This window comes from Silvimonas amylolytica, assembly GCF_014645555.1.
Classification (GTDB): Bacteria; Pseudomonadota; Gammaproteobacteria; order Burkholderiales; family Chitinibacteraceae; genus Silvimonas; species Silvimonas amylolytica.
In genome coordinates this window covers 1,010,628-1,025,214 of sequence record NZ_BMLY01000001.1, presented here as the reverse complement: position 1 = coordinate 1,025,214, position 14,587 = coordinate 1,010,628, and the positions used below count along the sequence as shown (strand labels likewise).

At 58.1% G+C, this 14,587-nt stretch carries 11 protein-coding genes; 4 read left to right on the top strand and 7 right to left on the bottom strand.

The genetic code is table 11. The features are described 5' to 3' along the window. Positions 1 to 94: 94 nt before the first annotated feature. Entirely contained in the window at positions 95 to 1,594 is a 1,500-nt protein-coding gene (locus tag IEX44_RS04470; RefSeq protein ID WP_188689362.1) for a serine hydrolase domain-containing protein, read from the bottom strand. 128 nt (positions 1,595 to 1,722) lie between these two features. Beyond that, the gene (locus IEX44_RS04465; RefSeq protein WP_188689360.1) at positions 1,723 to 2,616 is read right to left on the bottom strand and encodes an NmrA family NAD(P)-binding protein; all 894 of its coding nucleotides are present in this window, start codon (positions 2,614 to 2,616) and stop codon (positions 1,723 to 1,725) included. A 184-nt stretch (positions 2,617 to 2,800) separates the two neighbouring features. Between IEX44_RS04465 and IEX44_RS04460 the strand changes: the two genes are divergently transcribed. Further along, the gene (locus IEX44_RS04460) at positions 2,801 to 3,667 is read left to right on the top strand and encodes a helix-turn-helix domain-containing protein (protein ID WP_188689357.1); all 867 of its coding nucleotides are present in this window, start codon (positions 2,801 to 2,803) and stop codon (positions 3,665 to 3,667) included. A gap of 555 nt (positions 3,668 to 4,222) precedes the next feature. Further along, positions 4,223 to 6,760, top strand: coding sequence for a bifunctional diguanylate cyclase/phosphodiesterase (locus IEX44_RS04455; protein WP_188689355.1), 2,538 nt, complete (start codon positions 4,223 to 4,225; stop codon positions 6,758 to 6,760). A 13-nt stretch (positions 6,761 to 6,773) separates the two neighbouring features. Here the strand turns inward: IEX44_RS04455 and IEX44_RS20885 are convergent, their stop codons facing one another. Together IEX44_RS20885 and IEX44_RS20880 are read right to left on the bottom strand one after the other, a co-directional pair. Next, complete coding sequence (locus IEX44_RS20885; protein ID WP_229678747.1) at positions 6,774 to 7,148, bottom strand: alpha/beta fold hydrolase; 375 nt, start codon at positions 7,146 to 7,148, stop codon at positions 6,774 to 6,776. Next, positions 7,115 to 7,381: an alpha/beta fold hydrolase gene (locus IEX44_RS20880; protein WP_229678746.1), complete on the bottom strand. Its 267-nt coding sequence runs from the start codon at positions 7,379 to 7,381 to the stop codon at positions 7,115 to 7,117. The genes IEX44_RS20885 and IEX44_RS20880 overlap by 34 nt, the downstream gene beginning before the upstream one ends. 388 nt (positions 7,382 to 7,769) lie before the next feature. On the opposite strand from IEX44_RS20880, the gene katG reads away from it, so the two are divergent. Continuing rightward, on the top strand, positions 7,770 to 9,950 hold the full coding sequence (katG, locus tag IEX44_RS04445; RefSeq protein WP_188689352.1) for a catalase/peroxidase HPI: 2,181 nt from the start codon (positions 7,770 to 7,772) through the stop codon (positions 9,948 to 9,950). A gap of 87 nt (positions 9,951 to 10,037) precedes the next feature. On the opposite strand, the gene IEX44_RS04440 is transcribed toward katG, so the two are convergent. The 3 genes from IEX44_RS04440 to IEX44_RS04430 all read right to left on the bottom strand — a co-directional run bounded on the left by IEX44_RS04440 (position 10,038) and on the right by IEX44_RS04430 (position 12,129). Next, positions 10,038 to 11,063, bottom strand: a complete 1,026-nt coding sequence (locus IEX44_RS04440) for a patatin-like phospholipase family protein (RefSeq protein ID WP_188689349.1) — start codon at positions 11,061 to 11,063, stop codon at positions 10,038 to 10,040. Positions 11,064 to 11,268: 205 nt separating this feature from the next. Further along, a complete protein-coding gene (locus IEX44_RS04435) occupies positions 11,269 to 11,694 on the bottom strand; it encodes a universal stress protein (protein ID WP_188689345.1) in 426 nt (141 codons plus the stop codon). A gap of 12 nt (positions 11,695 to 11,706) precedes the next feature. Beyond that, positions 11,707 to 12,129, bottom strand: a complete 423-nt coding sequence (locus tag IEX44_RS04430) for a universal stress protein (RefSeq protein WP_188689342.1) — start codon at positions 12,127 to 12,129, stop codon at positions 11,707 to 11,709. Positions 12,130 to 12,652: 523 nt separating this feature from the next. On the opposite strand from IEX44_RS04430, the gene IEX44_RS04425 reads away from it, so the two are divergent. Next, positions 12,653 to 14,536 carry a methyl-accepting chemotaxis protein gene (locus IEX44_RS04425; RefSeq protein ID WP_188689339.1) on the top strand — a complete coding sequence of 628 codons (1,884 nt, stop codon included), beginning with the start codon at positions 12,653 to 12,655 and terminating at the stop codon, positions 14,534 to 14,536. The last annotated feature ends 51 nt before the right edge of the window (positions 14,537 to 14,587 follow it).

The window sequence follows — 14,587 nt, the reverse complement described above, 5'->3', positions numbered from 1 at the left end:
GTTTGGCCGAGTGGCAGATGAATTTTGTGTGACGGTCAAAAACGCAGCCGGGCGACGCGCTGGTGCATGATCTGGCCCGGCTACGCTTGCCGGTTTATTTGCGCAGTGTGCCGCTGGCTGCTGCATCCCAGCCGGGTACGTCGATCTTGACCTTGTTTCCGTTGAACTTCATCAGGATTGTCTGGGTGTAGTACTCCTCAAGCTCTGTGATCGTGAGCGCAAAGGTGTTGGCATCCAGCCATCTCGCTCTGGCCGCGAGATGTGCCCCTTGGGCGGGCAGCACTGTGGTGCGCCAGGCGCCATCCAGCCCCGCCGTGTAATGCAGCGTCGGCATGTCGAAGCGGCGTGGGCTTTGCGTCACCGCGACCGTATTGCCATCAAACTCAAGCCGCCACTGTTCAGTCTGGCTATGTGGATTATTCATCTCGATGGCTTTGCCAGAGATTTGTTTTTGCAATGGTGATTCGCTGCGGGCACCCGCCGGATTCCGGCCCATTTCATCAATGCGTTCGCGCAAGGCTTTGGCGGCTTCAGGGTTCGGCGGTAGTTTTGCCTGATCGCTGTGCAGGAAATACGTCAGTAACGGGCCTGAATCGAGCAGAGCGCCTGCCGTACCCGAATAGTCATTCCGGCGAGAGGTCAGCGCCAGGGTCATGTCTTCCTGCGGGAAAACGAACAGGTACTGACCACCCCAGCCCGCCGCTGCGTAGGTAGACCGGTCTTTTTTGACCCACCATTGCGCGCCGTAATACTGATCACTGCCGGTGCCGGCTGCGATGGGTTCAAGCGGGCTGGTCACATAGTCGACCCAGCTTTCAGGCAAGAGCTGCTCGTTGTTCCACTTGCCGTGCAGACGATAGAACTCGCCCAGTTTCAGCAAATCTTCTGGCAGCAGGTATAAACCGCGTCCACCGATCTGGGTGCCGGTTGAATCTTGTTGCCACATCACGTTCGTAAAACCCAGCGGCCCGAATAACCGGCTCTGGGCAAACTGGCCCAGCGATTGCCCTTCAGCCCGCGCCACCATTGCGCCAGCCACGTGCGAGCCGCCACTGTTGTAGTTGAAGTGCCCAACCTCTTCAGCATTCACCGGGTGCTGCAAAAAGGTTTTGACCGGCTCGTTGCTACCCAGCATCTGGCCAAAGTCGCTGCCGCCGGGCCACTCGTTCCAGTCCACGCCAGAGTTCATCTCTAGCAGTTGCCGTAGCGTCACTGTTTGCGCAGTCGGCAGGTTTGCGTATTCCGGCAATACTTTGGCGATGGGGTCATCCAGGCTCAGCTTGCCGTCGGCAACGGCCATGCCCGCCAGCGTCGAGACAAAACTCTTGGTGGCAGAGTTGATCTGATGGGGAATCCCGTTGCGGTAGGGGGCGGCGTACGCCTCCAGGACAAGATTGCCGTGCCTGGCCAGCACCACGCTATCCACGTTGAAACCACTGGTTTGCAGGTAGTCGAGCATCTTGAGCAGCTTGGCCGAATCCAGCCCTTCGGCCTCCGGGCTGGATGTTGGCAGGACATCGGCCGCGCAGTGGCTGGCTAGCAGACAGCCTGGCAGTGCCGCCACGCATCGCCAGAACAGCGTGTTTCGTTTCATGGTGCTTCCTCTGTATTTTTTGTAGTTGGTACGCCCGCAATCAAGGCGCCGCGAGCGGGAGGAAACTCTATATATCTGTCGCTAAACTGTCTTTTGTTTGATGATGTTTGTATGTAAATGGCTGCACTTCAGCGGGTTGGCGCACTGGCCTGAGCCAACAGGGTTGCCAGAACGGATTGCAAGCTGCTCTGCCCGTAAATCCGCTCAGTGCCTGCTTCGACATCAATCCCGCCCGCGTTGTGGGTGTCATACAGATCAACCAGCAGTTGTGCGTTGTTGGCGCTGTAGCCGATTTCGATCAGGCGCGTAGCCCAGTCATCGCGGGGCATGGCATAAGGTTTGACGGGTTTACCCATCAATTGGCCCAGCGTATTGGCGACGTCTTGAACACTGACGCGTTGTGGGCCTTCAATGCTGATGATCCGCGGCGCATTGCCGTGATGGTCGTCCTGCAGCAAGCGGGCTGCAGCTAGCCCGACATCCTGGGCGGAGACAGTCGGGAAGGGGTGATCCACCGGCGAGTGCAAGCTGGGAAGTACTCCGGTTGCCGTGGCGACGGGCAACATGCGTGCCCAGTTCTGCATGTGCTCGGCTGCACGCAACAGGGTCAGTCGTGTGGGGATAGGTTTGAGGGCTTTTTCCAGTTCATGAAACAACAAGGTGATGCCCGTGCCGTGATCCAGTTCTGCGCCGTAGTCTGATAAGCCCAGCAGCACCGCTGGCGGGTTGTGAGTGAGTGCCGTGGCAGCAGTACGAATCATCTGGCGCATGGTGGTTGCAGCTTGCGGATCGTGGTTGGGCACCAGTGGGCAGAGCATTTGTACCGCGTAAGCGCCTTTGATCGCCGCAGCAACACTCACGGGATCGGTGAGATCAGCAAGGGTGATTTCGCAACCCCATTGCATCAGGGCCGCGCCTTGCGAAGGGTGGCGAATCACCGCGCGAACCGGCAAACCGGCCTGGCGCAGGGTGCGGGCAGTGACCTGGCCGGCGTTGCCGGCTGCTCCGAAAATGACAAACATGGGTCTCTCCTGGCTGTGGGCTGTTGGAGGCATCCTAAGGCGCGGGCGGGCAACTGATGCGCGGGTCTGGATTACACAGCGCAGAAGAGGATGATTGTTTCGCGTTGTTGCGCTGACCGGTGATGACCGCCCGGTACACTGGCCGCATGGCTTGACCCGTGCCGTCTGACAAAGAGGATGTCTCATGAACGCTGTTACGCCCCCCATCACCGTTCTTGCAGGGACTGCTGTGCCATTACGCAGCAGTGAAGGCCTGGGTTGGCAGGGCTTTGGCGCAGCGCTGGTGGGTATCGGGCAGGGGACACACCGCATCGCGGGTACAGCGCAGCATCGTGTTGGTATTCACGTCGGAACGCCGGTCAGGGCTAATTGTGTGTGTGACGGCCATCGACATGCCCGCATCCAGGCGCACGGCGATGCTGATGTCATCCCGGCCGGGGTGGATGGCGTCTGGACTGACGATGCCCATTGCACTGTTTTGCGTGTGTGGATGAGCGACGACTTTGTGCGGGCGACGAGTGAACAATTGGCCCTCACCGCAGCACAACGGCAATTGCGCCCGCAGTTGCAGTTGCGTGATCCGCGACTGCAACATCTGGCCTGGGCGTTGCAGGCTGAACTGGAAGCCAGCGAGGCCTCTGACCCGCTGTTTGCAGAGAGCTTGTGCTCGGCCATGGTGGTGCGCTTGTTGGGGAATGTGCCCTCAATGCAGAACCGGCGTTATGCGCTGACACCCCGTACGGCGGCCCGGTTGGTGGATTACATTGAATGCCACCTGGACCAGCGCCTTACGCTGGCAGAACTGGCCGCGCTGGTTGATTTGAGCGTGCCGCATTTCAAAGTGCTGTTCAAAACCACGCTGGGCCAGCCGGTGCATCGCTACATTGTGGCGCGCCGGGTAGAGCGAGCCCGGCATCTGTTGTTGAACAGTGGCCTTGCGGCCAGCCAGATCGCGCTTGATTCCGGCTTTGCCCATCAAAGCCACATGGCGCACTGGATGAACCGCATTCTGGGTGTTTCCCCGCGTGATCTGCTGCGTGAACGGGGCTGATCCGCACTCACGTCAGAAATACACGAAGTCTTCATTGCTGCCGGGCAGGGCTTCCAGCACCGCTGCCAGCTCCTGTGCGCCCACAAGCCGACACAAGCAGATCAATATATCCATCCCGCAAGTGGGCCTTTGAGGATGACTGTTGCTGCGCATCTTTGCAGAGGTGCAAGGCCACGACGTCAGCGGTAAAGAGCCGGTGGGCATAAGGTGTCCTGAGTGGGAAAAAAAGACGTACTGGCTGATTATCCTGGCGTGAACAGGTGACGCTGACGCGCAGGAAAAGACAAGCTGCGCAGATAAAGATGGCGCAATTGGCGTCGCGTGGCCGCATCAGGCCTGGGCTGACAAGTTGTCCAGGATGATGACAGCCGGGTATCATCGGCGCGCCCGGCCCCTGTCGGCAGGGCGGTTCCCTTTGGTAAATTCCGGTGATTTCGCGGCCTTGTCGTCCCATGCTGTTTACATGCAACACTCTGCAACTGTGCTGGCTAAGCGTAGTGAAATGCTCAATGATGAGACGAAATTACTCGTCAACCCCGGAGTCCGGTAGCGGCTATGCGCCAACCTGATCGCTCTGGCAACAAGCCAGGTCGCTTTTCGATTCCACTGAGAGCAGCCATCGCGCTGCCGGTTGCATTGATATTGATCGCATCTGTGGGTTTTCAGGAACTCACACAGCACGACAATTCAACCCGCCTGATCGATACCACCAGCATTCGCTTGCTGGATGCGTTGACCGTTACCACCAACAATCGTCTCGCCAATTTTCTGGAAGTCCCCTTCGCCGCGCAGCAAGCACTGGGCGATGCCATTGTGCGTTACAAGCTCTACACGCCTGGCAATATGGAACCGGTGTATCGCCACATCGTGGGTACATTTCACGGCCTTTACCAGGATCAGGCACAGATCAGTGTGATGTCCTTTGGTAGCGCCTTGGGCGAGTTTGCGGGGGTTCGGCGCAAAGACAATCACTACAACTTGATGCTGTCTGATCGCACCACTCAAGGCAAGTTGTTGATCTACAAAGATAACGCGCCCGGTGCCACCACGGCGACTTTTGCTGGCTACGACCCGCGAACCCGTCCCTGGTACGCCCCGTTTGCCAAGTCCGGCAAGGCGGGCTGGTCTGATATTTACGCCAACTATGATGAGTTTGCGGAGGTCACGATCAGTGCGGCCACACCGGTCAGGCAGGATGGCCAGTTACTTGGCGTGGTCGATGCAGACGTCAAACTCAGTGACTTGAACCGTTTTTTGCGCGATGAAACGCTACGCGGTTCCGGTTCGGTGGCTATTACCGATGGCCAGGGTGTGCTGATTGCGCATTCCGGCCAAAGCCCGGTGTTATCTGATGGCCACGGCGGTATCGCGCGCGGTGAGCGCTTAAGCCTGGCGCAAAGCGAAGATCCGGTCTTGCGTGCTGCGGCGGCATGGGTATCAAAGACACCGCAAGATCAGTCCGTCAGTTTTCATGACACGGTGGATGGCCGGGCTTATAGCGGCCGCGTGACCCCGTTCTTTGACAAGCGTGGTCTGCACTGGCGCATTGTCACGCTGGTGCCGGACTCCGACCTGGTTGGCGATATCCGCGCCAGTACGCGACAAGCGGCCATCTTGCTGGCCATGCTGGCCATCTCTGGCTTGTTGCTCTGTTTGTGGGTGATCGGCTGGGTAACACGCCCGATCCACCGCACTGCGCAGGCGGCCAACCGCCTGGCACAGGGTGACTGGCTGACCAAAATCAACACGCGCAGCCCGATCCGCGAGACATCCACCCTGGTCAAAGCCTTCAACACCATGGCGCGTCAGGTTGATCTGGCCTTCAATACCATGCGCGATCAATTGCGGCTGGATGGCCTGACCCAGTTGTTGACCCGTCAGGGCTTGCTGGAAGAGGTGAACTGGCCAGAACAGCGCCCGGCCATTTTGTGCCTGATCGGTCTGGATGGTTTTCGCACAATCAATGACAACCTGGGGTATGACACCAGCAGCCGCTTGCTGCAGGCTGTGGCCGAGCGTCTGCGTAATCATTTGCCGTGTCTGGCGCTGCTGGCCCGCATTGGTGGGGATGAATTCGCCGTCATCTGTGTTGATCCGACCCAATCGGCGGACGAAACCGGTGCGCAAGTGCTGGCGCTGTTTAATGCACCCTTTGTGTCGGGTGATGATGAAATCATGGTCAGTGCCTCGGTCGGTGTGGTTGAAGGCATGTTGTCCTCAGACGTCTTGCCGGAATGGCTGCGTAACGCCAGCGTGGCCATGGGCGAAGCCAAACGTCGCGCGCGAATGTCTTCGGTGGTGTTCGAACCGGCCATGCTGGAACGCTTGCGCGAACTGTCACGCCTGACCAGTGATTTGCGGCAAGCGCTGGAGCACGACCAGTTCCTGGTGCATTACCAGCCGGTGATCTCCATGGCAGATGGCCAGATCAGCGGCGTAGAAGCGCTGGTACGCTGGCAAAGCCCGACGCGGGGGCTGGTGCCGCCGGCCATGTTCATTCCGATCGCAGAAAACTCTGACCTCATTCTGGCTCTGGGCGATTGGGTTCTGCGGACGGCTACGCGGGATATCGCTGCGCTGCTGGATCGGTTGTCGCCACAATTTGAGCTGCATGTGAACGTCTCCGCGCGGCAGTTAATCCAGTCCGACTTCATCAATACCTTGCGCCAGGCGCTACAGGAAAGCGGTTTGCCGCCGCAATTCCTGACTCTGGAACTGACCGAATCCGTGTTGATTGAACGAGGCGGGCAAACGGTTGAGCGGCTGCGTGAGATACGCGGCCTTGGCGTGAAGATCGCGATTGATGACTTTGGCACAGGCTACTCGTCGCTGTCGTATCTGGGGACTTTGCCGATTGATTGCCTGAAGATCGACAAGAGCTTTGTCGACAATATCTGTGAGTCTTCGCAAGACACCGCCGTGGTCGCGGCCATTTTGCACATGGCACGCGGCTTTGGGGTGACCGCCGTGGCTGAAGGCGTCGAAACCGAAAGCCAGGCGCAACGCCTGCGTGAAATGGGTTGCAGCCACGCCCAGGGCTACCTGTTTGGGCGGCCGGTACCATTCAATGAGGTCAACTGGCCGAACCCGTAACGGGTTGGGGTGGTCAGTTTTCGGTGACCAGATGCTGGTCAATCAGCGGTGCAATGGCATCGCCCATGACCTCCGCAAAGCCATGATCACCGCCTGCAAAGACATGCAGCGTCGACTTGGGTAGCAGACTGCGCAAACGTTCGCCCACGGCAACCGGGCTGACGGGGTCTGCATCGCCCCACAGCAGCAATGTGGGGATATCCAGCGTGCGTAGTTGCGCGGTCAGGTCTTGTTGCCAGGTACCAAACCAGTCGGGTAGATCCGGATTATTGCGGGCGAACTCTGCACGCCAGTCTGCCGCGCCAAGGCGGGCCATATCCATGCCGCCTGATGTCGCGGCCAGTACCAGATGCGTTACCCGGCCCGGGTTCTGCAGGGCAGCCAGCACCGCCACCACACCCCCATGGATTGCGCTACCAGCGCGGTCGGGCCATCCAGTTCTGCGCTCACCATACGGACCAGATCATCAAAACCGTTCACCTCCTGGCGTGCCGGCGTGGCGCCAAAGCCAGGCCAACCCAGATGCATCTGGCGTGCCGGGTGCTGCAAACGCTGCATGACCGGTTGCCAGAAGCGGGTATTGCCGGATGCGCCGGGAAGAAACAGGATTTTGCTGGGCATGGAGATATCTGGCTAACCTGGGACGGGTGTGAGCATAACACCGGGTGATCCAACACCCCCGGACCTGACGATGTTCCGCCATGCGTGGCAAGCCGGGAGTGCCACAGAGATTAGTCTGCTATAGATCAAAAGGGCGGCGCGTCGCCACTTGCCCTCCAGGAAAATGTGGACCATTGCCCCGTGTTGGGGCTGATGGGCTAACCGTTGATTTGATGAAGAAAACAGCCTGGTCGCGTGATGCGTGATCACGGCTTTAGTTTTTTTATTTCCTGACCATCAAATTAATCAATTTCCATCGCCACGCAAGAATACCTAGGCTGGTGTAGCTATCTCCGGTAACCGGTAGCGGACCGGGTGCTTTGAGCCAAAATGATCGAGGTGAAAACAGATGTCGACTGAATCGAAATGCCCTTTTAATCACAGTGCTGGTACGTCCAACCGTGACTGGTGGCCCAATCAGCTGAACGTCAACGTACTACACCAGCACTCACCGGTGTCTGATCCGCTGGGTGCAGATTTCGACTACGCCCAAGCCTTCAACAGCCTTGATCTGGCCGCCGTAAAGCGCGATCTGGCTGAAGTGATGACCAGGTCACAGTCCTGGTGGCCAGCAGACTGGGGGCACTACGGTCCGTTGTTTATCCGTATGGCGTGGCACAGCGCGGGTACTTATCGCGTGAGCGATGGGCGGGGTGGTGCTGGCTCAGGACAGCAACGTTTTGCACCGCTCAATAGCTGGCCTGATAACGTCAGCCTTGATAAGGCCCGCCGCCTGATCTGGCCGGTGAAGCAAAAGTACGGCAACAAGATTTCCTGGGCCGATCTCATCATTCTTACCGGCAACGTCGCGCTGGAAACCATGGGCTTCAAGACCTTTGGTTTTGGTGGCGGTCGTGAAGATGTATGGGAACCGGACGAAGACATCTACTGGGGTAGCGAAAAAGTCTGGCTGGATGACAAACGCTACAGTGGTGATCGTGATCTGGAAAACCCGCTGGGTGCAGTGCAGATGGGGTTGATTTACGTGAATCCGGAAGGCCCCAACGGGAACCCGGACCCACTCGCTGCGGCGCGCGATATCCGCGAAACCTTTGCCCGCATGGCCATGGATGATGAAGAAACCGTGGCGCTGATTGCCGGTGGTCACACCTTTGGCAAGACGCACGGTGCCGGTCCGGCCACCCATGTGGGCGTTGAACCGGAGGGCGCAGATCTGGCCGAGCAGGGCCTGGGTTGGCAAAGCACCTTTGGTACGGGCGTCGGTGGTGATGCCATTACCAGCGGGCTGGAGGTCATCTGGACCAGCACGCCAACCAAATGGAGCAGCAACTTTTTCTGGAATCTGTTTGGGTACGAATGGGAACTGACCAAGAGCCCGGCCGGTGCGCATCAATGGCAGCCCAAGGGCGGCGCCGGTGCCAATTCCATCCCTGACCCGCATGATCCGCACAAACGTCGTGCGCCCTCCATGCTGACTACAGATCTGGCACTGCGCGTTGATCCGGCCTACGAGAAGATTGCTCGTCGTTTCTATGAAAACCCGGACCAGTTCGCTGATGCATTTGCCCGCGCCTGGTTCAAGTTGACTCACCGCGACATGGGGCCGCGTGCCCGTTATCTGGGCCCGGAAGTCCCCAAAGAGACATTGATCTGGCAAGACCCGCTGCCGGCCGTGGATCACCCGTTGATCGACGACAAAGACGTTGCAACGCTCAAGACCAGCGTGCTGGCTTCGGGCTTGACCGTATCGCAACTGGTCTCGACCGCGTGGGCTGCGGCATCCAGCTTCCGCGGCACTGACAAGCGTGGTGGCGCCAATGGCGCGCGCATCCGACTTGCTCCGCAAAAAGACTGGGCGGTAAACCAGCCAGAACAACTGGCCAGGGTGCTGAGCACGCTGGAAGGTATTCAGGCTGATTTCAACAAGGCCCAAAGCGGCGGCAAGAAGGTTTCGCTGGCTGATCTGATTGTGCTGGCCGGCGGTGCCGGGATTGAAGAAGCCGCCAAAAAGGGTGGGCAAACCATCACTGTGCCCTTCACGCCAGGTCGTACCGATGCCTCGCAAGAACAGACCGATGTCGCGTCGTTTGCCGTGATGGAGCCCGTTGCCGATGGGTTTCGCAACTATCTCCAGGGTACGTTCAAACTGTCGGCTGAGGCACTGTTGATCGACAAAGCACGCCTTTTGACGTTGAGTGCACCTGAATTGACGGTGCTGATTGGTGGCTTGCGCGTGCTTGAAACCAACGTGGACAATACCCGGTACGGCGTATTTACCAGCCGCCCCGGCGCGCTGACCAATGACTTTTTCGTCAATCTGCTGGATATGGGTACGGGCTGGAAAGCGACTTCAGACACGAAAGCATTGTATGAAGGGACAGACCGCGCGACAGGCGAAGCCAAGTGGACCGGTACGCGTGCTGACCTGGTGTTTGGGTCCCACTCGCAGTTGCGGGCGCTGGCTGAGGTATACGGGAGCAGTGATGCCAAAGAGAAGTTTGTCGCCGACTTTGTCAAAGCGTGGGACAAGGTGATGAATCTGGATCGCTTTGAACTCAAGCGCTCATAACAATGCGGTAGAGCAAACAACAACGGCCGGTTTCATACCGGCCGTTTTGTATTGAATGCATTGCAGGTCTGCAGTGACCCGGCCAGTTTAATTTCTGAGAAACAACGGCTTGAGATCGAGTGTGGCGTGACGGCCTACCTGATGGCCATGCAGTTGCAACCACTGCAATGCGGCCCGCCGACCCTCGTCGCGTAACCAGAGCAGGAATGGGCCGTGTGTCGTCGCCTGGCTTGAGTGATCCAGTTCCGCCAGCGAAGGGTCTGCCTGGATGGCGTGAAAGCGCATGGATCGCAATTGGCGTTCAAGATGGCCATGGATCAATCCAGAGTCGTCGGCCATATCCTGCAGTAGTGCAAACAACCGCATTTCTCGCAAAAAGGCGCTGTTAAACCCCAGCAGCATGGCTCGACGCTGGATTTCACTTGCTGTGCGAGGCGTTTCACCGTGAACCATGGGGGAGAGCAGCACGAGCAGGATGTCGTCGCTTTGGCAGAACTTGAAGAGCGGAAACACTGCGGGATTGGCCGCGTAGCCGCCATCCCAGTAAGCCTCGCCGTCAATCATGACGGCCTGTTGCAACGACGGCAAACAGGCGGATGCCAGCAAGGCCTCCGGCGACAATTCATCGGTCTGGAATAACTTCAGATGCCCGGTGTTGGCATTGGTTGCAGCCACAAACAGCTTGACGGGAGAGGTATGCCGGATGCGTTCAAAGTCGAACAACGATTCAATAATCTTGCGCAGCGGGTTGTAATCAAGCGGGTTCAGCTGGTAGGGAGAAAACCATCGGGTCAGGTGGAACACCATTTGCATCCCCGGCGGGGCCTGCACGTCAGTGCCGAGTGGCTGAGTCATTTCACGCGGCAAACTGTCGGCGACCCGAGCCCAGAACGCAGCCAGCGTTTCACGGGCCTGTTCGGGCCCTCCGAGGCACAGGCCGTGCGCGACGGCGACCGCGTTCATTGCCCCTGCGCTCGTCCCGCTGATGCCTTCAAAGCGATAGATGCCGGCTTCCAGCAAGGCATCCAGCACGCCCCAGGTGAATGCACCGTGGGCTCCACCCCCTTGCAGGGCCAGGTTCAACAGCGGCTTGCCATGACTGCGCCCAAACATGATTGCCTCATTTTTGCTGCACTGCACAAATAATGGCATAACTGCTGTGCAAGCTCAAGGCATGCCGGGTGCGCGGTATCTTTCGCGAACAGATCATCGCCCGGGGTTGCATCATGAAAAAGGCCGGCATTGTCAGGGTCATGGTATGCATACCGTCCTGACGATACCAGCCTTGTATGAGGCGGCTTCTGGCGTGGCTAACTGTCTAACGAATCAGCGTCACTGCTGCCGGGGATGCCGCTACCACAGCATAAGCTACTGAACCAAAAAGATAATTGCTGGTTGCCGTGCCCCCCGTGCCCATCACGATACGCAATGCATTGTGATTGCGCGCGTGGTTGCAGATGACGTCAGCAGGGCGGCCGTTTTTAACCTGGGCATCAAACGCAATGCCGCGACCTTCCAGTTCTTTCACATAGGGCTCCAGCACGGTTTCTCCCTGTTCACGCAGAATCTGGTGTAACGGGACCGTGCTGCCTATCCCCTCAATCAGTGATCCATACAGATTGGGTGATTGCACATTGAGTAACTGCAATTTGAGTGACGGGTCGTTCTGCGCCAGGCGGGCGGCAAACTGAACGGCATGCATGGCTGTGGCAGAACCATCAACGGGTACAAGAATTGTCGACATATTCACCTCCGCTTAGTTAACCAGCGTCACAGGCACGCTGGAGAGTGACGCCACCCGATTGGCCACAGAGCCTAATAACAGCGACGCCGCTGCACCGTGCCCGCGTGTACCTATGTAAATCTGTGCTGCGCCCACTTCATCGGCCACAGTCAGAATGGTATCTACCGTGTTGCCGGGGACAACCATGGCGTTGTAGGGCTGGTTGGCTTTGTCCAGCATGACCTTGGCTTCACGCTGCATTTCCTGGGTTTGTCGCTCGTACAGCATGTTGAGTTGGGCCGTGGTGAAGAAGCCACGTGTTCGCCCTAGAAGCAGCGGCGCGACGCTCAGCAATACCAGATCAGTCCATTGATCTTGTTGCTTGAATGCCAAGGCTCGTTCAATAGCGCGCAAAGAATGGGGCGAGCCGTCGACAGGGATCAGCAGGGTAGTCATAAGTACCTCCGTGATTCAGTAAAGCGGTGCTGCGACGGGCCGGGGCGAGCGGCGTGTGGGGTGCACAAGGCGCGTTAGTACGGCGTTCCAGGGCCCGCGGTAGCTGATGGCTACACGGTAGCACCCAGAGTTATCTTTTTGAATGTAAATAGTTTTTGTCTGAAATGACTGGCTTTGTATCGATCCGCTGCATGTGCCGTCATGTCGGCCTGGCCTGGCGCTACTCATCTCGCCCCGGGGCAATCGCCAGGGCTGATTCTCTGGGTCAATCACCGCGCCGGCAGAAGGGCGGTTCGGGCCAGTGATGAGCCGGTTTATGACTGTTCTGCAACAGAATCAATAAACTGGATGCGGCAGGACGTCTGTCAGGGGCAAATGGAGCTAGTGTTCAAGCAGTATGCAAAGCGGTGACTGCACCGCCAGAAAAGACCGCCATACATTGGCCAACAAGCGTGTTCTTCACGTAGTGCGATGCATAACGGGCAGCCGTCAATCAGGTTTCTGGGGAAGGGGGGTAGGGGCTATGCGTTCTTTGCGTTCGAGACTGATCGTCTTTATGGTGATCCTGACGGTTTTGATCACCTCGCTGCTGGCCGGTGCGGCGTATTACAAAATGCGTTCGGAAATTCTCGCCGGGCTGAACAACGAAATCAAAGGAGTGGCAATCGGCTATAACGTGGTGCTGCGCAACTGGATTGCGGACAAGCGCCGGGTTATTTCGGGCGTGGGCGAGATGATTGGGGCATCCGCGACCGACGCGACGCCCATTCTCTTGCAAGCGGAGCAGAGCTCCACCTTCGATTCAGTTTATTTCGGGACGACCGCCAAACAAATGGTTCAGGGCCACAACCTGGATCTGCCTGCCGGTTACGATCCCACCAGCCGCCCCTGGTATAAACAGGCAGTCAGTGACGACAAGCTGATTCTGACTGCGCCGTATATCGATGCATCAACCAAACAACTCACCCTTTCTTTTGCCGCTCCTGTCAAAGGGGCGGACAAACAGCTCAAGGGCGTTGTGGCCGGCGATGTCTACCTCTCCGCGCTGGTCAAGGATGTGCTGAACATCAAGCTGACTGGCGACGGTTACGCGTTTCTGGTGGGTAAAGACGGCAAGGTTCTGGCCCACAGTGATGCCTCACTGGTGCTCAAGTCAGTGTCAGAGATCTCCAAAGATCTACCCGGTGATCAATTGGGCACGATTGCAGACGGGCAGCTGCACGAGGCCAATATTGGCGGCCAGGAGAAATTCTTTTTCCTGGAGCCGATTGAGCAATCGGATCTGTTCCTGGCCCTGGTGATCGATAAATCTGCCGCCCTTGCACCGCTGAACCAGATGCTGGGTCTGTGCATTGGCGCTTTGGTTCTGGTGTTGGTGATCGTGGTGCCGCTGGCCAGTTTGCTGATCGGTAACATGCTCTCGGGTTTGAATCGCGTTCGTTCCGCCATGCAAGAGATTGCGCAGGGTGGCGGCGATCTGACCCGCAAGATTGACATCACCGGTCACGATGAAATTGCCCAGACCGCGCAAGCGTTCAATCGTTTTACCGAGCAGTTGCGCGCCATGTTCAGCGATATCCAGAAGCAAAGTGATAGCCTGACCACCGGGGTAGAAGGCATCAATAGCGTCTTGCGTGACCTGGCCAATGACTCGCAACGTTTGTCTGATCTGGCGGCGACCAATGCCGCGACGATTGAAGAAATCACCGTCAGCATCTCGCACATTGCGGACAACGCCACAGATGCCGATGAACTGGTCAAGAACACCGGCAAGCTGTCTGGCGACTCAGCCGCTACAGTGCAGCAGGTCGCGCACGAAGTAGGCCGATCGTCGCAGGAAGTGGAGTCCCTGGCCAACTTGCTCGATACCCTGAGCCGGCGATCGCAGGAAATCAGCAGCATCATTCAGGTCATCAAGGAAATTGCGGACCAGACCAATCTGCTGGCCTTGAATGCGGCCATTGAGGCAGCACGGGCCGGGGAGCAGGGTCGCGGGTTTGCGGTGGTGGCCGATGAAGTGCGCAAACTGGCCGAGCGTACGGGTTCGGCCACGCTTGAAATCACCGGCATGATTGATGCTATCCGCTCCGAAACCGATGCGGCTGTGGGCAGCATGCAGCGTACACACAATGTTGTTCAACGCGGCGTGGCACTGTCTGAAGAGGCATCCAGCAACATTGGCACCATTCGCGAGAACATGGATGGTGTAATGCGCAAGATGGGTGAAATTGCGCTCTCCACCAAAGAACAACAACAGGCCACGACCGCGATGGCGCAAAGCGCAGAAGACATCACTGCACGCATGCAGCAAACCGATGCCTCTTTGCAGCGCGCCACGGATAGCGTGCGGCATCTGAATGAACTGGCGACATTCTTGCGCCAGTTGTTCAGCAAGTTCCGGATATAGCCGGCGCGACGGGCCGCCTGGTGTAACAGGCGGCCCGTGACACCTGCCCGT